Origin of the sequence: Anabaena sp. 54, assembly GCF_017355725.1 — a bacterium.
Lineage (GTDB): Bacteria > Cyanobacteriota > Cyanobacteriia > Cyanobacteriales > Nostocaceae > Dolichospermum > Dolichospermum heterosporum.
In genome coordinates this window covers 16,945-38,883 of the sequence record NZ_JAAVWA010000007.1, presented here as the reverse complement: position 1 = coordinate 38,883, position 21,939 = coordinate 16,945, and the positions used below count along the sequence as shown (strand labels likewise).

General features: G+C 37.1%; 21 protein-coding genes and 1 tRNA gene. 14 read left to right on the top strand and 8 right to left on the bottom strand.

Annotated elements, in window-relative coordinates; translation table 11 throughout:
• Window positions 1–16: 16 nt before the first annotated feature.
• On the top strand, window positions 17–1,117 hold the full coding sequence (locus HEQ36_RS09890; RefSeq protein ID WP_290707531.1) for a glycosyltransferase family 4 protein: 1,101 nt from the start codon (window positions 17–19) through the stop codon (window positions 1,115–1,117).
• Between the two features lie 89 nt (window positions 1,118–1,206).
• Here HEQ36_RS09890 and HEQ36_RS09885 read toward each other — a convergent pair whose 3' ends face one another.
• The 3 genes from HEQ36_RS09885 to HEQ36_RS09875 form a co-directional block, all read right to left on the bottom strand.
• Window positions 1,207–1,365 (bottom strand): cytochrome P450, encoded by a 159-nt coding sequence (locus HEQ36_RS09885; protein WP_168636810.1) that lies wholly within the window; start codon window positions 1,363–1,365, stop codon window positions 1,207–1,209.
• A gap of 6 nt (window positions 1,366–1,371) precedes the next feature.
• Window positions 1,372–3,186 (bottom strand): ABC transporter permease subunit, encoded by a 1,815-nt coding sequence (locus HEQ36_RS09880; protein WP_168636963.1) that lies wholly within the window; start codon window positions 3,184–3,186, stop codon window positions 1,372–1,374.
• Between the two features lie 92 nt (window positions 3,187–3,278).
• Window positions 3,279–4,253 carry an ABC transporter ATP-binding protein gene (locus tag HEQ36_RS09875; RefSeq protein WP_168466923.1) on the bottom strand — a complete coding sequence of 325 codons (975 nt, stop codon included), beginning with the start codon at window positions 4,251–4,253 and terminating at the stop codon, window positions 3,279–3,281.
• Window positions 4,254–4,503: 250 nt separating this feature from the next.
• On the opposite strand from HEQ36_RS09875, the gene HEQ36_RS09870 reads away from it, so the two are divergent.
• The gene (locus HEQ36_RS09870) at window positions 4,504–5,025 is read left to right on the top strand and encodes a photosystem I assembly protein Ycf3 (RefSeq protein WP_053539450.1); all 522 of its coding nucleotides are present in this window, start codon (window positions 4,504–4,506) and stop codon (window positions 5,023–5,025) included.
• Window positions 5,026–5,114: 89 nt separating this feature from the next.
• Window positions 5,115–5,405, top strand: a complete 291-nt coding sequence (gene gatC / locus HEQ36_RS09865) for an Asp-tRNA(Asn)/Glu-tRNA(Gln) amidotransferase subunit GatC (RefSeq protein ID WP_027401505.1) — start codon at window positions 5,115–5,117, stop codon at window positions 5,403–5,405.
• A gap of 264 nt (window positions 5,406–5,669) precedes the next feature.
• Here the strand turns inward: gatC and HEQ36_RS09860 are convergent, their stop codons facing one another.
• The 4 genes from HEQ36_RS09860 to psbX form a co-directional block, all read right to left on the bottom strand.
• Window positions 5,670–6,203: a sterol desaturase family protein gene (locus tag HEQ36_RS09860; protein ID WP_233455571.1), complete on the bottom strand. Its 534-nt coding sequence runs from the start codon at window positions 6,201–6,203 to the stop codon at window positions 5,670–5,672.
• A 521-nt stretch (window positions 6,204–6,724) separates the two neighbouring features.
• Window positions 6,725–7,285, bottom strand: coding sequence for a TolB family protein (locus HEQ36_RS09855; protein ID WP_027401503.1), 561 nt, complete (start codon window positions 7,283–7,285; stop codon window positions 6,725–6,727).
• A 32-nt stretch (window positions 7,286–7,317) separates the two neighbouring features.
• Window positions 7,318–8,247: a Ycf66 family protein gene (locus HEQ36_RS09850; RefSeq protein ID WP_039200675.1), complete on the bottom strand. Its 930-nt coding sequence runs from the start codon at window positions 8,245–8,247 to the stop codon at window positions 7,318–7,320.
• 147 nt (window positions 8,248–8,394) lie between these two features.
• The gene (psbX, locus tag HEQ36_RS09845; protein WP_039200676.1) at window positions 8,395–8,514 is read right to left on the bottom strand and encodes a photosystem II reaction center X protein; all 120 of its coding nucleotides are present in this window, start codon (window positions 8,512–8,514) and stop codon (window positions 8,395–8,397) included.
• A 352-nt stretch (window positions 8,515–8,866) separates the two neighbouring features.
• Between psbX and HEQ36_RS09840 the strand changes: the two genes are divergently transcribed.
• Window positions 8,867–9,154 (top strand): YggT family protein, encoded by a 288-nt coding sequence (locus HEQ36_RS09840; protein WP_027401501.1) that lies wholly within the window; start codon window positions 8,867–8,869, stop codon window positions 9,152–9,154.
• Between the two features lie 95 nt (window positions 9,155–9,249).
• Here HEQ36_RS09840 and accC read toward each other — a convergent pair whose 3' ends face one another.
• A complete protein-coding gene (gene accC / locus HEQ36_RS09835) occupies window positions 9,250–10,596 on the bottom strand; it encodes an acetyl-CoA carboxylase biotin carboxylase subunit (protein WP_039200677.1) in 1,347 nt (448 codons plus the stop codon).
• A gap of 281 nt (window positions 10,597–10,877) precedes the next feature.
• Here accC and HEQ36_RS09830 point away from each other — a divergent pair.
• The 10 genes from HEQ36_RS09830 (at window position 10,878) to HEQ36_RS09785 (ending at window position 21,934) form a co-directional block, all read left to right on the top strand.
• Window positions 10,878–10,960 (top strand) — tRNA-Leu (locus HEQ36_RS09830).
• Between the two features lie 472 nt (window positions 10,961–11,432).
• Window positions 11,433–12,047 carry a chorismate lyase gene (locus tag HEQ36_RS09825; RefSeq protein ID WP_039200681.1) on the top strand — a complete coding sequence of 205 codons (615 nt, stop codon included), beginning with the start codon at window positions 11,433–11,435 and terminating at the stop codon, window positions 12,045–12,047.
• 1,199 nt (window positions 12,048–13,246) lie between these two features.
• On the top strand, window positions 13,247–13,423 hold the full coding sequence (locus HEQ36_RS09820; protein WP_168636964.1) for a hypothetical protein: 177 nt from the start codon (window positions 13,247–13,249) through the stop codon (window positions 13,421–13,423).
• Window positions 13,424–13,789: 366 nt separating this feature from the next.
• Window positions 13,790–14,008 (top strand): hypothetical protein, encoded by a 219-nt coding sequence (locus tag HEQ36_RS09815; RefSeq protein ID WP_168636965.1) that lies wholly within the window; start codon window positions 13,790–13,792, stop codon window positions 14,006–14,008.
• Window positions 14,009–14,372: 364 nt separating this feature from the next.
• Entirely contained in the window at window positions 14,373–14,546 is a 174-nt protein-coding gene (locus tag HEQ36_RS09810; RefSeq protein WP_168636966.1) for a hypothetical protein, read from the top strand.
• 353 nt (window positions 14,547–14,899) lie between these two features.
• Window positions 14,900–17,050, top strand: coding sequence for a peptidase domain-containing ABC transporter (locus tag HEQ36_RS09805; protein ID WP_168636967.1), 2,151 nt, complete (start codon window positions 14,900–14,902; stop codon window positions 17,048–17,050).
• 175 nt (window positions 17,051–17,225) lie between these two features.
• Window positions 17,226–17,660, top strand: coding sequence for a four helix bundle protein (locus tag HEQ36_RS09800; RefSeq protein ID WP_205748623.1), 435 nt, complete (start codon window positions 17,226–17,228; stop codon window positions 17,658–17,660).
• A gap of 78 nt (window positions 17,661–17,738) precedes the next feature.
• On the top strand, window positions 17,739–19,139 hold the full coding sequence (locus HEQ36_RS09795; RefSeq protein WP_168636968.1) for an HlyD family efflux transporter periplasmic adaptor subunit: 1,401 nt from the start codon (window positions 17,739–17,741) through the stop codon (window positions 19,137–19,139).
• A gap of 986 nt (window positions 19,140–20,125) precedes the next feature.
• The gene (locus HEQ36_RS09790; RefSeq protein ID WP_168636969.1) at window positions 20,126–20,803 is read left to right on the top strand and encodes a response regulator; all 678 of its coding nucleotides are present in this window, start codon (window positions 20,126–20,128) and stop codon (window positions 20,801–20,803) included.
• Window positions 20,804–21,034: 231 nt separating this feature from the next.
• On the top strand, window positions 21,035–21,934 hold the full coding sequence (locus tag HEQ36_RS09785; protein ID WP_027400968.1) for a histidine kinase: 900 nt from the start codon (window positions 21,035–21,037) through the stop codon (window positions 21,932–21,934).
• Window positions 21,935–21,939 lie beyond the last annotated feature (5 nt).

Genomic DNA, 21,939 nt, shown 5'->3' with positions numbered 1-21,939 from the left:
AAAGGAATAAAATAATATGGACTGGGACAATAACTCAATTGTAATTTATTCCAATTTTCCATTTCATCTAGAAGATTGGTCTCCTCTTTCTATTAGCAAAGGTATTGGTGGTAGTGAAGAAGCGATAATTTACTTAAGTCAAGAACTCTTGAAATTAGGTTATCAAGTCACAGTTTTTAACAGATGCGGTAACATGGAGGGAGAATATAACGGTGTATTTTATCAGTCTGTTGATAAATTTAATCCCCAAGATAATTTCAATGTTTTTATTTGTCACCGTGCTTGGACACAACCAATGCAGATGAAAGTCAAGGCTAAAAAAATTGCTATTTGGATGCACGACAACCCTCAATTATTTCCTGTTATAGAAGAATCTCAACGTGCGGAATTTTTAGGAAGTTTTGACAGGCTGTTTATGCTGTCGAATTTCCATAAATCCATGCTACCAGATTGGATACCTGAAAATAAAATCTTCTTGACTACTAATGGCATTAATTTAGAAGATTTCAATTTAATAGGAATTACTAGAAATCCCAAAAGACTAATTTCGATTAGTGATTATACAAGAGGCATTGAAAATTTGTTAATGCAATGGGACAAGGTTCTTAAAGAAGTACCTGATGTGGAATTGCATATTTTTTATGGTTGGCAAGGAGTTGATGCACTCATTAATTCACCTTATATTGAGAGATTTCCCCAATTACCAGATAAAAAGAAGCAAATAATGCAACTGTTTGATCAAAAAAATGTTTATGAACATGGCAGAATTGGACACAAGCAGTTGATTGAGGAATTATTTAAATCAGGTATTTGGGTTTATCCTTGTCATACTGCTATTGAAATTTTCTGTATTAGTGCTTGGAAAGCGCAAGCTACTGGTTGTGTTCCTGTAGTCACAACTTATGCAGGTTTAGAAGAAACTGTCCAATCAGGAATTAGAATTAAAGGACCTGCGGGAGATGAGGAAACTGATAATATTTTTGTTGAAGCAGTGATAGACTTGTTGAAAAATTCTGAAAAACAAGAAACCTTGAGGCAAGAAGCATTATCTCTCAGAGATTCTTTTGGTTGGGATAAAGTTGCCAAACAATGGCATGAGGAATTTATTTTAAATTAACTAAAAATGTGTGCATTAGTGAAGCCTAACAATCTCAACTAACGCGCTTTTCCCAAAACGTCCTGATTTTTCTCTCTTTTCTCTCTCCTTCATAGTACAAACTCCGTAGGAGAAAATTGCTGTTCTAAAAAACGTTCTGGTTTAAACTGTTTAGAATCAGGATATGAATCTTCTTGATGATGAGTATATCCACCGATAGGAATACAAAGATCAAATATTATTCCTATCGGTAAAACTCTACTAGTCACTAACTATTATCGGGTGGTTAATAGTGCTTTGGTTGCGGATTCTCCTAAAACTTTGACTTGACGATTTAATTGGAAATTTAACAAAGCTACAACTGTTATCTCAGCCAAAAGTGCCAGAAAAATTGTTGTCGTCCGAGTGTATTCTATCGCTGCCCAAGGACAGGTAGAAAATAACCACAAAATAGGATGTTTTGAAGGACTAACACCCAAAATGGCAAGAACAATTGGCGGTAAAAACATCGCTACACCAATAGTTAGCACTGTCCATACATAACGCTTGGGATTTTTCATGAGTAGCATCAATTGAGCAATTGTGGCATACATCAACATTAATGTGAAAGCTAAAACCATAGCTAATATGACTTTGTTCTTATCAACACTACCATTATAAAAATTAGTAGGTGAGAACAGAATCCAGATTATTATGGGTGTGGTAGCAATTAATAGATTAATTACTATGGCAACAATTGCTGGGCTTTTTTCACCAAATACTAAATCTTGTAATACAGATTTATCTCGATGATTTTGGTGTCTATATCTTGCCCAATCTTGGATAGTTTGCCTCTGAGGTGAAAGCACAATAGTTAAAATTAGAACTAAGGCAAAATTGAGTAAAGCCATGAGGACGATGATCCCCATATCTGATTTGTTCTCAACTGCACCTATAGTCAATCCCAAAAACATTACCTGAGTAAAGGCTATAAATAAATAACTTTGTTTTTTACTCAATATTGTGCTATCTGTATTCCGAAAGCAGCGTTTCATTGCTTGCCAAATACCGTAGGAACAAATTCCGTAATTCACTAAATGAAAGCCGACTAAGGTAAGGAAATTTTTTCCTATTGGTAAGTAGAAAAATTGTAATTGGCTGATTGATGAATCTTTATAGGAACGAAACAGATTAGGAAATAGATAATTGGTGATATCCCAGGGACTTAAGAATCTCATCCAAGTTAGGGGATTATTAAAGTCTCCATAAGACGATACCATTGTCATTGTCATAAACAAAAATACAAGTACAGCACCGCTACCCAACCAAGGTTGAAAGTTGCCGAACCAACGACTCACTAAACCAAAAATTAGGGCTGCACTGTAGAAGAAAAGACAACTTGCGGCAATCACAGCATAATAACTGAAAATGTAACTGAAGGCGATTTTAGCAGAATGTCCAGCCCATAAATGCAAAGGAATGGCTGTGAGGACAAAAAGATAAATTAAACTGGGGACTCCGAGAATTTTTCCAGTTAAAATGCTGGTTTCTGATTGAGGACTTAGACGAATAAAATTCAATGTTCCTCGTTGTTCTTCTTTGGCTAAATCACTAATTAATAAATAAGTTCCGCCAACTAAGAGGGTAAAAATGAAAATTACACTAAATGTTAAAAATGTGTATTCCCAATGATCTCGCCACCATAATTGCCAGTCTATTTTATCTAAAGGACAAATATTTTTCGATAAATAATTCTGAAGGTCAGCTAGTTCAGTGTTAACTTGCTGAAGTTTGGCATCTAAGTTGGGAATTATGGTATTATCTGATAGTTGAATTTGCTGATAATTAGTTATTTTTTGGTTAAGTAGGTTTTGTTGTTTATAGAGTTCTTGTTCCTGATTTTGGTATACTTCTCGCAAAGTGCAGTAGGTTGATCTAAGATAGTAGTTTTCATCGGGAAATTCTCGGAATTGAAATATGAAAACTATGAGTTGTAGTAGTAAGGAAGAACCCATAGATATGATCAGATTAAAAGGTTTGAATCTGCCTTTTAGTTCTCGAAATAACTGAGGATTTAATTCTCCAACTCTGTCTATGAAATTTAGTAACATCGTTAATACCTCTAAAAGTTGATAAGTTTTATTTTGGAACAATTTTTAAGTTTGTGCAGAAAATAAATCCAAAATCTAAAATCCAAAATTATCTATGATGCTTGTTTATGACCTAATTTGAGGAAAATAGTTTCTAGGTCTTCTTGGGTACAATGAAACTCTGTTAAGGGAATTCCTGCACTGATAAGCGATCGCAATAAATCAGCGGAATCTTCTGGTTTACCGGAAAAATTTACTCGCACACTATTTTGACTAAGTATTAATTCCCATTCTTCCACTAAGGGATGATTTTTTAATTCACTCACTAATATATCTATATTGCCCAAGGTAGAGATAAAAATCTGCTGTCGGGAAAGACGTTGATAGAGATGTTTGAGTGAAGAACTTTCCACTAAAAAACCTAATTCCATAATTCCCACGGATGTACATAACTCTGCTAAGTCGCTAAGTACATGAGAAGAAATTAAAATTGTCATGCCGGCTTCTTGCAAAGCCTTAATAATTTCCCGGAACTGCATCCGCGCAATAGGATCAAGTCCCGAAACAGGTTCATCTAAAAGTAGTAAAATTGGTTCATGAATAATGGTGCGGGCTAAACTTAAACGCTGTTTCATCCCCCGTGAGAGGGTAGAAATCATGCTATGGCGTTTATTACCCAGTTGAATCAGTTCTAAAACTTCGTGGAGACGTTGGGTACGGCGCTTTCCTTGTAAGAGATACAATCGAGCAAAATAATCTAAATAGTCCCAAACTGTCAAATCTTCATACAGTGGGTAGTCATCAGGTAAATAACCAAGACGACGTTTAAGTTTTAGGTTGTTTTGATCTTGCAGGAGGCGATAGTCCGAAGGACCCGCTACGCGATCGCCATTAATATAAATCTCACCCGTAGTTGGTTCTTCAGCAGTGGCTAACATCCGAATTAGGGTGGTTTTACCTGCACCATTAGGACCAATTAATCCGTAAACTTCACCCGTATGGATTTCTAAGTCAACATCATTGACAGCAATATGTCTTTCAAATTGCTTAGTGAGTCCAGTGGTGCGAATTGCTATTTCTTTTACCATCGCGGCTGGGTGTGGCTTGTGTGCAATAGTTAACTTAACTCGGTTATACAATAGTATTTACTTCCGTTTCGGAAATGGAAACGAAATAATTTAAAATTTAAATAAAACTATTAATTTATCTGCGTTTATCTGCGTTTATCTGCGGTCAATAATTCTGAAAATCTTACTTCATATTTCTGGGGATAACTCAAACCTCCAAAAATTAGTTAAATTAGCGGTATGCTGCAATTAAGCAACCATAGAGACAAATATGCCAAGAACACAGAAAAACGATAACTTTGTTGACAAATCCTTTACAGTAATGGCAGATATCATTCTCAAGATATTGCCAACCAACAAAAAGGCGAAAGAAGCCTTTGTTTATTATCGAGATGGAATGTCCGCACAGGCAGAAGGTGAATATGCCGAAGCACTAGACTACTATACAGAAGCCTTAGAAATGGAGGAAGACTCTAATGATCGGAGTTATATCCTTTATAACATGGGTTTAATTTATGCCAGTAACGGCGATCATAATAAGGCTTTAGAGTATTATCATCAGGCCATTGAATTAAATCCACAATTACCCCAAGCCTTGAATAATATTGCCGTGATTTATCATTTTCAAGGTGAGAGAGCTAAGGAAGCAGGGGATAATGACGGTGGTGAAGCATTACTTGATCAAGCAGCGGATTATTGGATTAGAGCGATTCGTATGGCTCCCAATAACTATATTGAAGCTCAGAACTGGATAAAAACCACCGGGCGATCGCAAATTGACGTATTCTTTTAACTTAGTCATTAGTCATTAGTCGGTTGTAAAAGTTTGCCTAACAACTGACAACTGACAACTGACAACTAACAACTGACAATTAACAAATTATGATTGATAGTGAACAAGTTCGTAAAGTCGCTAATCTCGCTCGTTTAGAATTAACAGCAGACGAAGAGGCACAATTTACCACTCAACTGGGTGGTATTCTAGACTATATAGAACAACTAAATCAACTGGATGTCACTAATGTAGCCCCGACAACCAGAGCTATTGATGTTAGCAACGTCACCAGAGAAGATATTCTCCAACCCTATCCCGAACGAGAAGCAATCCTCAACAGTGCGCCTCAACAGGAAGGAGATTTTTTCCGAGTTCCCAAAATTCTTAATGCTGATTAGGTGAATACAAAAGAGTAGAGACGCTCCGAGGAACGTCTCTACATCCCCGTAGGGACAGGGGATTAGGGGATTAGGTTTTTGGGTATGCTCTAAATATAGCAGATGATTTTTTATTTGCCAAGTAGTTGAGAATTATTTTTCTATTACTATTATTAAAAAACATTATTTTATACCCAAATTTTCAATTGTCACATGGGCAAAGCTCTATTTCTCCTCAAAAACCATCATCTTTTATATTATTTCCTAGTCTAACGAAGTACAAATTTATCTGCGTTTATCTGCGTTTATCTGCGTTTTGACCATTATATCGGTGTTCATTAATTTATCCCAAAACCGAAAATAAAGACCATAGTTACAATTAAACTTGTGATGATGAATAGTATGGTGCGTTGGTGTAATCCAATGTTTACCCCAAAAACCACGTATCCATGAATATGGATAAACTTCATAACCCGTATGATTGACAACACCAAATATCGTCATTAACGTTAGTAATAATCCCACCATACTAATATGAATGGGAATAATAAAAACCATCAGAGGAATGATAATTGCCTGAATAATACTCTCAACAGGATCAAAAGAAAAAGAAGTCCAAGGTGTAGGGTTGATAGATTCGTGATGGACTTGATGAAAGCGGCGATATATACTAGGAATATGCAACCAGCGATGAGTCCAATAAAAATAAGTGTCGTGGAGAATCAAATATATAAATAGGCTCAAAGGTAAATAAACCCAACCATAATCCATAAAATTTAAGTAAACCTTGGTATATCCCAAGTTGATCATTTCGATCATAAAAGCACTTGGTAATGCAAAAATAAAGCAGGAAAAAAGAGACCATTTGATTTCACTCTTCATTTTGCTTTTGCGTTGGTGCATATCATGAAGACGACGAACCTCCCAAGACGGGGGACGACGAACCCAAAGCAACCAATAGAGAACCGAAGATACAGTTAGGTATCTTGTCGAAAGAACGAAAAACATAAATACAGTTAAAATACCAAATTGCTTCAGAGTAGGGAACATAAAATTAGCTTTTATTGATACTAGATATTAGTGACGATATACAATTGAAATATTCAGGTAAGTGTAGAAATTTTCCAACGGTCAACAGATTTTGGATTTACGATTTTGGATTTTGGATTGACTCAACCCTAAAGTGTGCAGCTTGAGGACTTTAGATTGGCGTTAGCGAAGCGTACGCAGCGAGTATTTTTGATTAATTCCGCCCTGAAGAGGCGGGGAATCTGTACCGAAAACTCCCAATGTGACATATTTAAGCTAAAATCCAAAATCTAAAATCTAAAATTTTTCGGTCAATTTTTGGTTGACACCCTTGCACCATTAGGAATATCTAACTCAATAGTTGGACCTCTATCAAGAACTTCAATATCCCATTGTCCACGACTGGAGGATTCAAACGCAATATAACGCCCATCAGGACTAATACTAGGATTTCTCACCCAACCACGATAAGTAGGGGTCAGAACTTGTGATTGTTGGGAAGCGCGATCGTAAAGTGCAACAACAGGTCTACCTTGATCACTGGTAATATAACAAATATAACGGCCTGTATAACTCAAACTAGGACTTTCTATAATTACTGACTGTCTGTTTAATCTTGGTGTAGGAATAAAACTTTGATTTTCTAAATCGTATAATAACAACTGCTGATAACGAGAACGATTGGAGACAAAAGCCAAAAAACGCCCATTACCACTGATAGCAGGTTGTTCTTCAGTATATCGGCTATTCAGAGAAGTAACTCCCAGGGGGATATTATCAGCACTGCAAGATATCAGCAAACTTGTCAAACCAAAAATTAGGCTCCAATAAATTGACTTTTGGAGCCAGAAGCTAGGTGTAAATGTTTTCACATTACTATTTTCCGTCGTCAACCCCAAACGTGTTAAATGTCATCATCAAAATCGGAATTATCTGGCTCGTTATTTGGCTTGTTAATGGGATTGTAAGGAACATATTCCGTTGGGATAGCTTCATCATCATCCTGTCTTCTGGGAGAAACTGAATCTCTAGGTGGACGACGTTTTCTTGGTCTAGGAGTAGGGGTAATATCATCCTCACGACTTTCTTGGCGTTGAGGGCGATTATTGCCAGTATTATTGCGACGTGCTGGTTTTCTCACTGCATCTTGGGAATTTGAAGTTTCCCAATCGTCAACTGGTTTGGGAGTAGAACCCCAATTTTCATCTTCATAACCCTCACTGGGACGACTGACTGAACGCCCAGAATTGTTACGACGCTTTCTTTCTGGTGATTCTGGTTTTTCCCTGGTGCGTGAGTTTGGTGAACTGCGTGGTGGCTGATCTTCGTAATAGTCATCACGGGTAGAACGTTCGTCTCGACTACCGCGAATTCTCGGACGCTGAGGGGCTTCTTCGTCTTCTTCATACGGTAGCGGTTCTAAATCCGCATCCATCTCAGCTTGATAGTTGCGCCGCTCAGAATAAGAATATTTTCTGCTAACCTCGCGTTCATCGTCCACGATGGGAGTATTTCGTTTTGCTTGTTGAGTAGCGATACTTCGCAGACGAATACTTTCGACGGCAAAAAATACTGTAGAACCTACCAAAAGCAATTGACCAAATTGCAAAATTGGATCAAGTCGCCATCCTTGAAATACGAGAATAAAGCCGCATAACAAGCCAACTGCGGCAAAAAAGATGTCTTGATCTCTTGAAAGTTCTGGGCGGACAGAACGAAGAAAGTACAATGCTGCTCCAGCTACAGCTAGGAAAATTCCTAGAATACTGGCTGAGTTTGCTCCAAAATTTACCTGAGCCAAAACACTGGCTGAGTTCAGCCCCAAATTAACCATTGATGTTTTCCTAATATCAAATCTATATTAACGAGTTACACTTACTATCACTATTTTAACCAGTCATAATATTGTGGAAGAGGAATACTGGAGTCCAGAAGAAAGAAGAAGATGCTTCCCCAGTCCCCAGTCCCCAGTCCCCAAAAATTAAAAACGTTGGATTTTATCTTTTTGGCTAATGAAAATTAGACCAATGGTAGCAGGGATAACAACGATCGCAGTACCCAAAAGGAGACTCCAAAGAAAATTTGCTAAAGAGGGTGTCATAGTTCTCAACCTTTTTTTACACAGTTTATTTTCATTTTAATCTTGGATTACTTTCTTGAAAAGTAATCCAAGATTATCAGGGTTATTGGTCGGATGTAATACAATCGAGTGCTGGGAAACCCCACTCATAGAGGGTTGACGATTTCCTGAATGTATCTCAATCAAGTACATACCGCACATCTAACCTGGTATTTACTTGATTGATGATCCCAAGTCAATAACTTTGTTTTTCTATTCTCACAATAAAATGGCACTATTTAGTTAAAATTGAGGGAAGAATACGTTACAAAACTTAAAGTTTATCAACTTGCGTCCAAGTTTTGGATTCTCTCACAGATGGTAGCTAAACAAAATGACTGGTGTTAACTTGACTGCTTGGATTCTTGGTCCGGTTTTGGGAGTGATGACGTTTCTATTTATTTTCCGCATTATTCTAACGTGGTATCCCCAAATCAATCTCAATAGCTTGCCTTTTAGTCTAATCGCCTGGCCGACTGAACCATTTTTAATCCCATTGCGGAAGTTTGTACAACCTATTGGTGGTGTGGATATTACCCCGATTATTTTGGTGGCGATTTTCAGCTTTATCCGGGAAATTTTGCTAGGTCAGCAAGGGTTACTGACCATGTTAGACAAGTAGTAGGAGCCAGAATGTAGGGGCGCGGGGCCCGCGCCCAGTCAGGAGTCAGGAGTCAGGAGGAAGAAAACGACCAATGACCAATGACCAATGACTAATTACTGCATTTTCATGTCCTGGACAAAGCTGGTGTAAATATTACCTTCTAAAAATTGCGGGTTTTCCATAATTTTTTGATGAAAGGGAATGGTTGTAGGGACTCCTGTAATTGCACATTCTCTCAATGCGCGTTTCATGCGGGTAATAGCGGTGGCTCGGTCTGGTCCCCACACAATTAATTTACCTATGAGAGAGTCGTAGTAAGGGGGGATATGGTAGTCCGTGTATACGTGGGAATCAATCCGCACCCCTGGTCCTCCAGGGGGAAGATAACCGCTAATTCTGCCGGGGGCTGGACGAAAATCATGATCTGGGTCTTCGGCGTTAATCCGGCATTCAATGGAATGTCCTCTCAGAACCACTTCTTTTTGTGTGAGCTTTAGTCTTTCACCTTGGGCAATGCGAATTTGTTCAACTACTAAGTCTATACCAGTAATCATTTCCGTGACTGGATGCTCAACTTGTATCCGGGTGTTCATTTCCATGAAGTAGAACTTACCGAATTTGTCTAGAAGAAATTCGATAGTTCCTGCTCCGGTGTAGTTAATAAACTGGGCGGCTTTAACGGCAGCTTTTCCCATTTTTTGCCGTAAGTCGGGGTCAAGGGCAGGACTAGGGGCTTCTTCTAGGAGTTTTTGGTTACGACGCTGAATTGAACAGTCTCTTTCACCTAGATGGATAACGTTACCGTAGTTATCCGCTAGGATCTGAAATTCAATGTGGCGGGGACGTTCAATAAATTTTTCTATATAAACGCCTGCGTTGCCAAAGGCTGCTCCTGCTTCCCCCCGTGCCGCGAAGAAAAGTTTGACAAATTCCTCTTCGTAACGGACTAGCCGCATTCCTCGACCGCCTCCGCCTGCGGTAGCTTTAATCATCACAGGATAACCAATTTTTTTGGCGATCGCTAATCCTTCTTCTTCTGATTCTACTAATCCTTCACTACCGGGAACTGTAGGTACACCAGCTTTTTGCATTGTTTCTTTGGCTGTGGACTTATCCCCCATGAGCCTGATAGATTCAGGACTAGGACCAATAAAAGCAATGTGGTGGTCGGCACAAATTTCGGCAAATCTGGCGTTCTCTGATAAAAAACCATAACCAGGATGAATGGCACTAGTATTGCGCGTTAGTGCAGCAGCAATAATATTGGGAATATTCAAATAACTCTTGCTGCTGGCAGGTTCACCAATGCAAACCGCTTCATCTGCAAGTTGGACGTGGAGAGCATTTCTGTCAACAGTCGAGTGAACAGCTACTGTGGCAATTCCCATTTCTTCACAGGCTCGGAGAATGCGAAGGGCTATTTCTCCTCGATTGGCAATTAATATTTTGTCAAATTTCATTTTCTAGTTACGATATCAGTACCAGTAGATTCACATTTTCTCCCATCCTGTTGACATAAAGCTGTTGCATTACTGTAAATCGTGACAGGAGATCCCCAAACATAATTTTTAACAGACTATTTAGATTATGTGGCATCTTTCCTAGACCTTTTAATATGACTTGTGCTGCAACTATATTTCTGTTAGTCTCATACCCATTCAAAAAATATCTGGGAAATATTTGCAAAATCTTGTGTTTGAGAAATTTTTTTATGTTATACTGTAATCTGTGTTCAAACCGCGCGGATGTGGCGGAATTGGTATACGCGCACGCTTGAGGTGCGTGTGGGCATAGCCCTTGCGAGTTCGAGTCTCGCCATCCGCATTTTTGAATGTAAGAGGATGTTTGAAAAGTATCAGAATTAATCGATATCCCCCCAACCCCCCTTACAAAAGGGGGCTAAATTCCTCAAAGTCCCCCTTTTCAAGGGGGATTTAGGGGGATCTGCGGGTGTCAGATACCACACGAAAAAGTTTTCAAACAACCTCTAAGAGTAAGCCACAAAATAAATGATCCTGTTTTGTCATGCTGAGTGTAGCAAAGCGAAACGAAGCGTCTCAAGAGATTCTTCACTTCGTTTCGTAATGCCTCTGGCACGCTGCGCGAACAGAATGACATTGGGCATTTCTTTTTATGGAGTTCTCTAAATAACCCGCTGTTAGGTCAGAAAAATGACTATAGCAGCGGGTTTACATTTTTTGATCAAAATCCATATTTTTGATTCCTTGCCAGCGTCCCTAGTGATGCTGGTTTTTATGCTATTGATAGAAATATATATAAACTTTTGTAAAGAACATTGGCTACTACTTTTAATCCCACAAATGATCTAATCCTACCAAGTGCTTGGCATTGCCTGACTCCTATTTGGCAAGGTGGGGAGGAAGCGATTAAGTGCGGTTTACCGCACACTCAGTTAGCACCAACTTGGCAATTACTGCTTTTGGGTGATGGTTCTCCGACTCGGCACGTCCAACTACTTACGGGTGAACCAACGGAGGTAGATGTGATTGATATGTCAGCAATTGGCATGAGTTCCGATAATGCACCGACTATAATGCAGATGCTACCAGGTCCAAGAATTAGAAGACAGGTATGGGTGCGAACTGCTTCTGGACAGCGGTTATATTATGCTGCTTCTTGGTGGGAAGCAAGTCATGTAGATGAGTATTTACAAAACAAGTCTTTACCAATTTGGGCAAGTTTAGCGCGGTTACGAACTGAGTTATATAGAGATGTGCAAGGTATTTATTATGGTAACTCAGAGGCGTTAGAGTCAGGTTTTAATGAAAAAGGTCCGTTTTGGGGTCGCCATTATTTATTTTGGCATCATGGACAACCGCTGACTTTGATTTATGAAGTTTTTTCGCCGTTTTTAACTAAATATTTGGGTGCTATGAATTTTGAAAGTTAATTTTCTCCATAACTATACTAAACACGGTTGAGACATGGACTTTTACAAAATTACGAAAAACCTCAAGTCGTCTCATTCCCAGTCTCTGACTGGGAATGAATTCTAAAATGTATGGCAACCATAGGTGTCAACTTAAGCTACAGATAGCTACAGTTTTCTATCGCCAAACCCGTAGGGGCGCAGGGCCTGCGCCCTCCATTCTATTTCATGAGAACAAGAATTGCTGTAAGTTGACACCAATGTATGGCAACCACAGGTGTCAACTTAAGCTACAGATAGCTTATTTGTTTAAGTAGGTAAACAAAATAAAAATGAGGGGTATTGCGTTTTGTAAAATGGCTGAAACCCAATCAGAATCTCGCATTGAGACAACTTTACATACCGTTATATACCTTTAAATTTTTCTGTTCACCTACTTATACTAAACACGGGTGAGATTTAAACTTTTGCCAAATGACAAATAACCCAGATGTGTAGGGGTAAAGCAAGAGCTTCATAGGTGCCAACTTACAGCAAATTGTCATCAAACCCGGAACAAGAACCCCACCCCCAACCCCCTCCCCGCAAGCGATGAGGGGGCTAAGATGTACCTTATATGATTGGAAATTGCTGTAAGCTCAAATCCCTACCACATCTCGTTCCTAGTCTCTGACTAGGAATGCGGTTGATGAGGCTCTGCCTCTAATATCATTGAAGGCAGAGCCTTCTAGAATTCATTCCCAGTCAGAGACTGGGAATGAGACGAGTTGAGTTCTTTGCGGGATAGAGGTTTTACGTTAAGTTGACACCAATGAAGCTCTTGCTTTACCCCTACGTTTAGAATCAAACAATCAAGCCGTTTTGAGTATAGCTGACAGCCCCACTGAAGTTCCAGGCTAATAGCTAAAGTTTACTAAAGTAAACTAAGCAAATTCAAAAATTTTCCAGTTCTTTTAGTCATCAAAAGACAACTTCTGCTATTGGTTAGTTAGAATGATGAAAGATGGTAGCAGAAATTTTTTATTTGGTAACAATGATTTAGCTATATTGGCGTGTATTTTGCAGAAATATCTATTTCTAAATCTGGTAATGAAAGTTGCAGAAAGTAATAATGATTTATCTATTTATTTCTAGATACTATTTTAATCACGTGAAGATTTGAACAGCTAAAAAGCCGTAATCAACCTCTGCACTAATTCAAAATCAAGGAGATTTGTACTATGTCACATACATTGTTTAATGATGTAACTGTTGAGCAACAAGAAACCGTAGTTGGTGGATTTTTGAACCTACAAAGTAAACGTGGTGAGGTTAAAAAACTAGGAAAATTTATCAAGTATGAAATTGTAAAAACAATTCAAGACGTTGTGGAAGAATTGAAAGAATTAAAACATTAAAAGTAACCTATCCAATCCGAACTATTAATTAGATAGGTTAGCTTTTTCGATAATCCTCTAATGGATATAAATCTGTAGGTAACTAGCATTATCTACAGATTCTTGTATTTTAAACTCTATAAAGATAGCATAGAATTCTTAATCTATTCAAAAATATTAGCCATATTGGCGTGTATTTTTCGGAAATATCGCTGACATAATTGGGAAATACATCTTTCCCAACCTGGTAATTAAGTTGGCGTAAATTAGCCATGACACAGCTAATAATAAAGGTATAGGGTATTAACCGAAGCCAGATTGAAAAGTATAAAATCAATCTATCACAGTTAATACAGTTAATAACTCAAAATCAGAGGACCTTAGATCATGTCTAATCTATTGTTTACTACATTACCTATTGAGCAGCAAGAAACCATAATTGGTGGTGTAGCAGATGTGAATCTTGGTGATCTTAACAAGATTAACGCTCAAGGGAAAAATAATATTATTGCGATCCAAAATAATATAACGGTCATAAATATGATTTTTAATTTCTTTATTTACCCACCTTTTCAGAATAGAAAATACCGTCGCTGTAAATTTTAGTTAATAGCTAGGATGATCTGATGTTAATCTGACTGTTTCCATAAATAATGTAGAGATACTTTGTTCTTATAAAGTAGAGACGCTCCATGAAATGTCTCTACTTTATTTGTGAATAACATATATTTAATTATTGGCAGTATGTAATGAACAGAATAGCAAAAATTTTCTATTTTGTAGAAATAATTTAGGCATATTGGCGTGTATTTTTCGGAAATATCTAGTTCTAAATTTGGTAATTAAGTTTGCAGAAAATGAGAATGAATTATCTAGTGACTTCTCGATATTCTATTAACAAGCGGGGGGTTAAACGGCAAACGAGCAGTAAACAACTCCAAGCGTAATACAAATCAAGGAGAATTCAGTCATGTCTAATTTATTTACCGCAGTATCTGCTGAACAACAAGAAATCGTAGCTGGTGGTAAGAAACGTCGGGACGCTGTTAGTGTTATAAAGAGCTTCAACGACAATTTCAATAGCCAGAATGGCTCTGGAAATACAAAGAGTATTGTTATCGCCAACGGTATCACATTGTATTAGTTGAAGATGAGTTTTAGACTTTCTCTAATTTTTTGTTAAAAACAATAAATTAGAGTTAGACTCTAAAACCTTATCTGAAATTTGACTAATTGCTAAAGTCAGTCAGCTATCAGCTAGAGATTTATTACTCTCCTGCTGACTGCTGACTACTTTTATTAATTGAATATTTTTCTAATACTCATTTTCTACATTGATACTTTAGACAAGTAAGACCTTCTTAAAACATCAAATTCCCCGTATAGTTATCTGAATACTTTTCACAAAACCTATATATTATTTATATCTTTCCATTGTAAATCTAAAAGAGGCTAATCCCAGATAACCTACTTCTCATACTCCAGGGTGCTTTATCCATGAAATACCAGTTAGTTCAACAACATAGCGAAGAAGATTGTGGGGCAGCTTGCTTGGCTTCAATTGCTAAACATTATGGTCAAACTTTTACTATTAGTCGGATTCGAGAAGCAGTCGGAACTGGGCAATTTGGAACTACCTTATTAGGATTAAAAAGAGGTGCAGAAATCCTGGGTTTTAAAGCCAATCCCGTGAAAACTTCGCCAGAAATATTAGATAAAATTAATGAAGCCCCTTTACCAGCAATCATTCATTGGCAAGGTAATCATTGGGTTGTTTTATATGGTAAAAAAGGTAAAAAGTTTCTCATTGCAGACCCCGCAGTGGGTTTGCGTTATCTTTCTAAACAAGATGTAGAAGCAGCTTGGACAGATTGGTTATTATTATTAGTAGAACCAGACCCTATTCGCTTTTTTGCTCAAAAGCAAGATCAGGTCGGTGGTTTTTGGCGTTTCTTCCAACGAGTTTGGATTTATCGTGGCATTTTATTCCAAGCATTACCTCTCAATTTAGTCTTGGGTTTGCTGTCTTTAGCTTCCCCTTTTTTGCTGCAAATTCTTACTGATGATGTATTAGTTAGAGGTGACACAAAATTATTGACTACAGTAGTAATTTCTGTAGTCGTCATGAATATTATTTCTCATAGTCTCTCATTTGTCCAGTCTAACTTAATTGCTCATTTTGCCCAACGAATGCAATTAGGTTTAGTCTTAGAATTTGGGCGGCAAATTCTGCGTTTACCATTAACTTATTATGAAACCCGTCGCAGTGGTGAAGTTGTCAGTCGGCTGCGAGATATTGACCAAATTAATCAATTAATTGCTCAAGTTGTTGTTGGATTACCAAGTCAATTTTTTATTGCGGTAATTTCCTTATTTCTCATGTTATTTTATAGTTGGAAACTTACCTCAGCAGCTTTAGTAATTTCTGTGGTAATGACCATATCTACATTTATTTTTCAACCCACATTACAGCAAAAAACTAATGAACTGTTAGTTACAGAAGCCGAAACCCAAGGGGTTTTAGTCGAAACCTTTAAAGGTGCATTAACTCTCAAAACAACCACATCAGGAAGACAATTTTGGGATGAATTACAAAATCGCTTTAATCGTCTAGCTAGGCTCACATTTCAGACAATGCAAATTGGGATTATTAATAATACATTTTCTGGTTTTGTTTCTAGTATTGGTAGTGTAATTTTACTTTGGTTTGGTGGCTATTTAGTAATTAACCCATCTGAAAATTTGAGTATTGGACAATTACTAGCCTTTAACTCAATGAATGGTAATTTTATTGGGTTAATTAGTACAGTTATTAATTTTGTTGATGAATTTACTCGTGCAAAAACTGCTGTACGGCGGTTAACAGAAGTTATTGATGCCACTCCAGAAGATGATGATAATGGTAAAAAACCTTTTGCGACAATTTCTGAAAATGCTGATATTATTTGTACAAATATAAACTTTCATTATCCTGGTCGAATTGATTTATTAGAAGATTTTTCTTTAACGATTCCTGGAGGTAAAAATATTGCTTTAATTGGTAAATCTGGTTGTGGTAAAAGTACATTGTCTAAATTAATTTCCGGTTTATATAAACTTGAATCTGGTAACATACGAATTGGGCTTTATAACCTCCAAGACCTTTCTTTAGAATCTCTCCGTCAACAGGTAGTTCTCGTTCCCCAAGATGCTCATTTTTGGAATCGTTCTATTGTCGAAAACTTCCGATTAGGAGCGCCTTATGTTAGCTTTGAGCAGATTGTCAAAGCTTGTCAAATTGCTGGTGCTGATGAATTTATCAGTAAAATGCCTGAGACATATCAAACTATTTTAGGTGAATTTGGTGCTAATATTTCTGGTGGACAAAGACAAAGATTAGCCATAGCTAGAGCCATTGTTACAGACCCAGCAATTCTCATTTTAGATGAATCTACAGGTGGACTTGATCCAGTGAGTGAAGCCCAAGTTTTAGACCAATTATTTGAACATCGTCAAGGAAAAACAACGATTTTAATTACTCACCGACCCAAAGTAATTAATCGTGCTGATTGGATTGTTTTAATAGATCAAGGTAAGTTGAAATTACAAGGTTCTTTACAGGATTTACGTACTAAATCAGGAGATCATTTAGATTTTTTAATTCCCTAATTCCCTCTTGTGTTTACCCCCCTTAATTGGGAGTAGGGGGAGTAGGGGGAGTAGGGGGAGTAGGGGGAGTAGGGGAGGTAGGGGGGAGTAGGGGAGGTAGGGGAGTAGGGGGAGTAGGGGAGGTAGGGGAGGTAGGGGAGTGAAGAGTAAAAGAGTAAAGGAGGTGAGAAAGAAGATGATTGGTAACTCAGAAGAATCAAACTCAATATCAATGGTTAAATCTCATAGAGATTTGGGAATTTATCAAATTGCTGTTGAAGCAGCAATGAAAATTTTTGGGTTATCAAAAAATTTTCCTGTTGAAGAAAGATATTCTCTAACAGATCAAATTCGTCGTTCTTCTCGTTCTGTTTGTGCGAATATGGCAGAAGCTTGGCGTAAACGTCGTTATGAGGCTGCTTTTGTTGCTAAATTAAATGATTGTGAAGCTGAATCTGCTGAAACTCAAACATGGATAGAATTTACAGTTAAATGTAATTACTTCGATATTGAAACGGGACGTAAACTTTATGGTAATTATAATCAAGTTTTATCTGGTTTAGTGACTATGATCAATAACCCATCACGCTGGTTAATGAATCATAAAAACCATAAAAACCATAAATATTAATCTTCCCCCACCCCCCCCACATCCCCCACATCCCCCACCCCCCCCACCTCCCCTATATCATTCATTATTCAGATAACCATGACTTACACTCACAATCAAGAATTTAATTCTGTCATTGAAACTGATAATTCACTTCCACCTGTTAGTCGTTGGACATCCTTAGCAGGTTTATTTTTGATGGGGACTGTTATTACTAGCATTTATTTATCTTCATGGGTGAAATATAATGTCACGGTAAAAGCTGCGGCTATTGTTCGTCCCATAGGTGAAACTCGTGTGGTGCAATCAAGAATAGAAGGGACAGTTAAAAGTATTTTAGTCAAAGAAAATCAAATTGTTAAGCAAGGAGACGTAATTGCCCTTTTAGATACTGAGCAATTGCTAATTAAAAAAAGCCAATTAGAAGACAGTATTAAACAAAATACATTACAAATATTACAAATATATGCTCAAAACCGGACATTAAATTATCAAATTATAGCTGAAAAAAAAGTTATAGAAACTATCGTTAATTCTGCAAAAGAGGACTTATTAAGAAATCAAAGGGAATATCAAGAGCGAAAAATCAATACTGAAAGTGAATTAATAACAGCAGAGGTAAATATTCAAAAAGAATTAGTAGATTTAGAAAAAGCAAAAGCTGATTTAGATTTCGCAAAGTCGGATAGAGATCGTTATAAGCAGTTATCCAAAATTGGTGCAATTGGTAACAGAGAATTTGAGCAAAAACAGCTAGTTGTGCAACAGACAACCTTAACACTACAATCTGCAAAAAAAGCTGTTGATCTTGCTAAAATCAAAATTAAATCAACTCAAGCCGCGATTAATCCAACTACAGCAATGGTAAAAATGGCACAAGAACGGATTGCTCAAGAAACTGCTAGAGGTGAAGCAAATATAGCGGCTCTAAATAAAGAAAAAGAAGGCTTAATTCAGCGATTGGTAGAAATACAAACTCAAATAAAACAATCACAAAAAGAACTTCAACAACTTGAAAATCAGCGAAAAAGTAGCATTATTGTTGCCACAAGTAATGGCATTATCTTTAAACTTAATTTAAGAAATTCTGGTCAAGTTGTCCGCGCTGGCGAATCTATTGCTGAAGTTGTCCCTGATAGTGCTTCTTTAGTAATTAAAGCCATGATTCCCACGGCGGAAATTAACAAAATTGCTATTAGTCAAAAAGTGCAACTTCGTGTTGATGCTTGTCCCTATCCTGATTATGGAATTGCTAATGGGACTGTTAAAACCATTTCTCCAGACGCAATTACACCTCAGAATAAAGATATAACTACGACAAATTCTCCTGGTATTAGCTACTTTGAAGCCACAATTCAGCCCGAAAGCAATTCATTTGGAATTAATGGTCATAAATGTCTGCTACAATCAGGAATGAACGCTACAGCCGATATTATTTCTAGAGAAGAAACAGCATTGCAATTTATGTTGAGAAAAGCTAGACTAATTACTGATTTATAAGTAGCTAAATAGCCGGAAAACTTAAATTAATTAGCAGGTGTTTGAAAAGTCATGATTGCTGTATCAAATATTTTACCCCTCCCTAACCCTCCCCTTATAAAGGGGAGGGAACTGGATTTTTCTTGTTTCCCCCCTATAAAGGCTACTGTGTACACACAAGTTATCGAATACCCCACCCTAACCCTCCCCTTGCAAAGGGGAGGGAACTAATTTTTCCGGTTTCCCCCCAAAGCATCGGGGGGATTAAGGGGGGTAAAAATGTGATGAAAATACGGGATACCACTTTTAAAACATCCTCTTAGCGGGTGTTTGAAAAGTCATGATTGCTGGATAAAATATTTTACCCCACCCTAACCCTCCCCTTATAAAGGGGAGGGAACTAATTTTTCCGGTTTCCCCCCAAAGCATCGGGGGGATTAAGGGGGGTAAAAATGTGATAAAAATTACGGGATACCACTTTTAAAACATCCTCTTAGTAGAAACAAAGAACAGGAAAATCATGTATGTAATTAATTCTGTCGTATTATTTATTGAATAGTCCTGTAATTTGAATAAATATCTCCTAAAAATTTCTGACCCTGATATATCTACTCTGATTTTTTATTCCCATTTACTAGAATTAGAGCATCTTTACAATAGCTTTAAATTCTTAATATCAGGTAAATGCTTCTACTTAACAAAAACCTTATGTCAATTTGGCACTTTTATTTATAAGCATTTTCTATTACTTAATATCTCCTATAGTACCAGGTAATATATCTGTCAAAACTCTGATTAATCCTAAATTATTGTTAAACAAACATATTTATTATTGTTATAGATCAACTTCATAATCTCAGTATTTTCTAATATTTTTCATAGGGTGAGGGGTGACACCCCCCATAGCCAATAAGTTATAACTAAGAGAGTCTAGAAAAAAGTAATTAATAGTAGTAGATAGCAACCAAAATTGATCAGGTGTATAACTATTGGGACAATTATTAGATATGCAACAAGTTTCATCAGAAAAATCATGTTTAAAATTCATAGTCATTGATGACCACGAGTCAGTTTTAAATGGGACAGTAGAAATTTTACGAAAAAACTATCCTAGCGCTGAATTTAATCCGGCTACAAATGCTAGTTATGCTTTTGAGCAAGTTATTAATTACCAACCTGACCTAGTAGTTATGGATCTTTCCATACCAGAGAAGCCGGAAACTACAGCAAAAGTTGATACAGGGATTCAACTGCTTAAGGTTTTGATGAAAAATTATTCCCATTTGAATCTTGTTATTCAAAGCGCCCATGTGAAAACATTGATCCGCATTCGTCCTTATATTGATAATCATAAAGGAGGCTTCACTGTCGCTGATAAAAGTCTTCCTACCCAGGAAATGTTAACTAGAGTTGATTGGGCATTACAGGGATTAACTCATACAAAAGATATCAAAGGAATTCATTCAGGTTTAGAGGTAAAACCAGAATGGTTAAAGGTGCTGAATCTAGCCTTTGAAGAAGGATTACAAGATAAAGTAATTGCCAAAAATATGTGCATATCTGAACGCATGGTGCGTCATTATTGGAGTAAGTTACAAGATGCTTTAAATATTTACCCAGAAGAAGGTAAAAATATCCGTATTCAAACGGAAATGAGAGCTAGAGCCGAAGGATTAATTGATTAATCAACTAATAAATAAAGTTAGTATAAGAGGTTGTTTGAAAACTTTTTCGTGTGGGATCTGACACCCGCAGATCCCCCTAAATCCCCCTTGAAAAGGGGGACTTTGAGGAATTTAGCCCCCCTTTGTAAGGGGGGTTGGGGGGGATCTCGATTAATTCTGATACTTTTCAAACATCCTCTAATCAATAATATTTTTTCCATCATTAAGGTGTTAAGACTGGAATAAAAGCTTATGCAAACTCAATTTTGGAAGAAACTACAGGAAGAAATTTATTTTGTTTCTGTAGGCAAGTTATCAGAGGTTATCATTACTATTTTTAGTCTAGTATTGATTAGCCATTTTTTATTAACTTGGGTGTGGTCATTTTCCATGTTTCCAGGAATTTTTGTTATGGTTGTAAATGGCATCAGTATCGTGTCTTTATATCAATATAATCAAACAATTAAATCTGGAATCAAAGCTCGTCAAACCATGATTGAAACTACATTTGAAACAATTCATAATGGACCACTGCAAAGTCTAGCTAAAGTTTTAAGATTAGTTAAAGGGCAGGATTTACCAATGAATAAATTGCTGCCTACTATAGAAAAAGAACTTGAAGAATTGAACCAAGAGTTACGAGGAATGTATGAATTTTGGCAACAAGAAACTCTTAATCAAGACACTAGCCTTTATTTAGGAAGTAATGTAGTTATAGATTTGCGAAACCCTTTACATGAAATTCTCTACCAAGTTTATACCTACACCTTAGAACGGGATTTTCCCTGTTTTAAAACCCTCAAACTAAAAATCCATAGTTTTGAGCCTATAGATGAAAGCAGTTTGAGTATTGAAAATAAGCGAGGACTTTGCCGATTTTTAGAAGAAGCCTTATGTAATGTTGGTAAACACGCCACCGGCATCACCTGTTTACAAGTTACTTATTCCTGGGTTGAAGATCAAGGGATTTACACTCTGAGCATTATAGATGATGGTTTAGGGATTTACCCATTAAAAGAAGGTTGGGGAACAAAACAATTTAAAAATTTAGCACAACAAATTAAAGGTAAATTTAGGCGAGTTCCCCTTTATCCTCAAGGTACTCTTTGCGAGTTATCTTGGCATTTACAAAATTCTTCATGGTGGCAATAAAAACT

Coding starts and splice junctions, on each gene's coding strand:
- HEQ36_RS09890 (WP_290707531.1), top strand. CDS start 17: ATGGACTGGGACAATAACTCAATTGTAATTTATTCCAATTTTCCATTT.
- HEQ36_RS09880 (WP_168636963.1), bottom strand. CDS start 3,186: ATGTTACTAAATTTCATAGACAGAGTTGGAGAATTAAATCCTCAGTTA.
- HEQ36_RS09875 (WP_168466923.1), bottom strand. CDS start 4,253: ATGGTAAAAGAAATAGCAATTCGCACCACTGGACTCACTAAGCAATTT.
- HEQ36_RS09870 (WP_053539450.1), top strand. CDS start 4,504: ATGCCAAGAACACAGAAAAACGATAACTTTGTTGACAAATCCTTTACA.
- gatC (WP_027401505.1), top strand. CDS start 5,115: ATGATTGATAGTGAACAAGTTCGTAAAGTCGCTAATCTCGCTCGTTTA.
- HEQ36_RS09860 (WP_233455571.1), bottom strand. CDS start 6,203: ATGATCGAAATGATCAACTTGGGATATACCAAGGTTTACTTAAATTTT.
- HEQ36_RS09850 (WP_039200675.1), bottom strand. CDS start 8,247: ATGGTTAATTTGGGGCTGAACTCAGCCAGTGTTTTGGCTCAGGTAAAT.
- psbX (WP_039200676.1), bottom strand. CDS start 8,514: ATGACACCCTCTTTAGCAAATTTTCTTTGGAGTCTCCTTTTGGGTACT.
- HEQ36_RS09840 (WP_027401501.1), top strand. CDS start 8,867: ATGACTGGTGTTAACTTGACTGCTTGGATTCTTGGTCCGGTTTTGGGA.
- accC (WP_039200677.1), bottom strand. CDS start 10,596: ATGAAATTTGACAAAATATTAATTGCCAATCGAGGAGAAATAGCCCTT.
- HEQ36_RS09820 (WP_168636964.1), top strand. CDS start 13,247: ATGTCACATACATTGTTTAATGATGTAACTGTTGAGCAACAAGAAACC.
- HEQ36_RS09815 (WP_168636965.1), top strand. CDS start 13,790: ATGTCTAATCTATTGTTTACTACATTACCTATTGAGCAGCAAGAAACC.
- HEQ36_RS09810 (WP_168636966.1), top strand. CDS start 14,373: ATGTCTAATTTATTTACCGCAGTATCTGCTGAACAACAAGAAATCGTA.
- HEQ36_RS09805 (WP_168636967.1), top strand. CDS start 14,900: ATGAAATACCAGTTAGTTCAACAACATAGCGAAGAAGATTGTGGGGCA.
- HEQ36_RS09800 (WP_205748623.1), top strand. CDS start 17,226: ATGATTGGTAACTCAGAAGAATCAAACTCAATATCAATGGTTAAATCT.
- HEQ36_RS09795 (WP_168636968.1), top strand. CDS start 17,739: ATGACTTACACTCACAATCAAGAATTTAATTCTGTCATTGAAACTGAT.
- HEQ36_RS09790 (WP_168636969.1), top strand. CDS start 20,126: ATGCAACAAGTTTCATCAGAAAAATCATGTTTAAAATTCATAGTCATT.
- HEQ36_RS09785 (WP_027400968.1), top strand. CDS start 21,035: ATGCAAACTCAATTTTGGAAGAAACTACAGGAAGAAATTTATTTTGTT.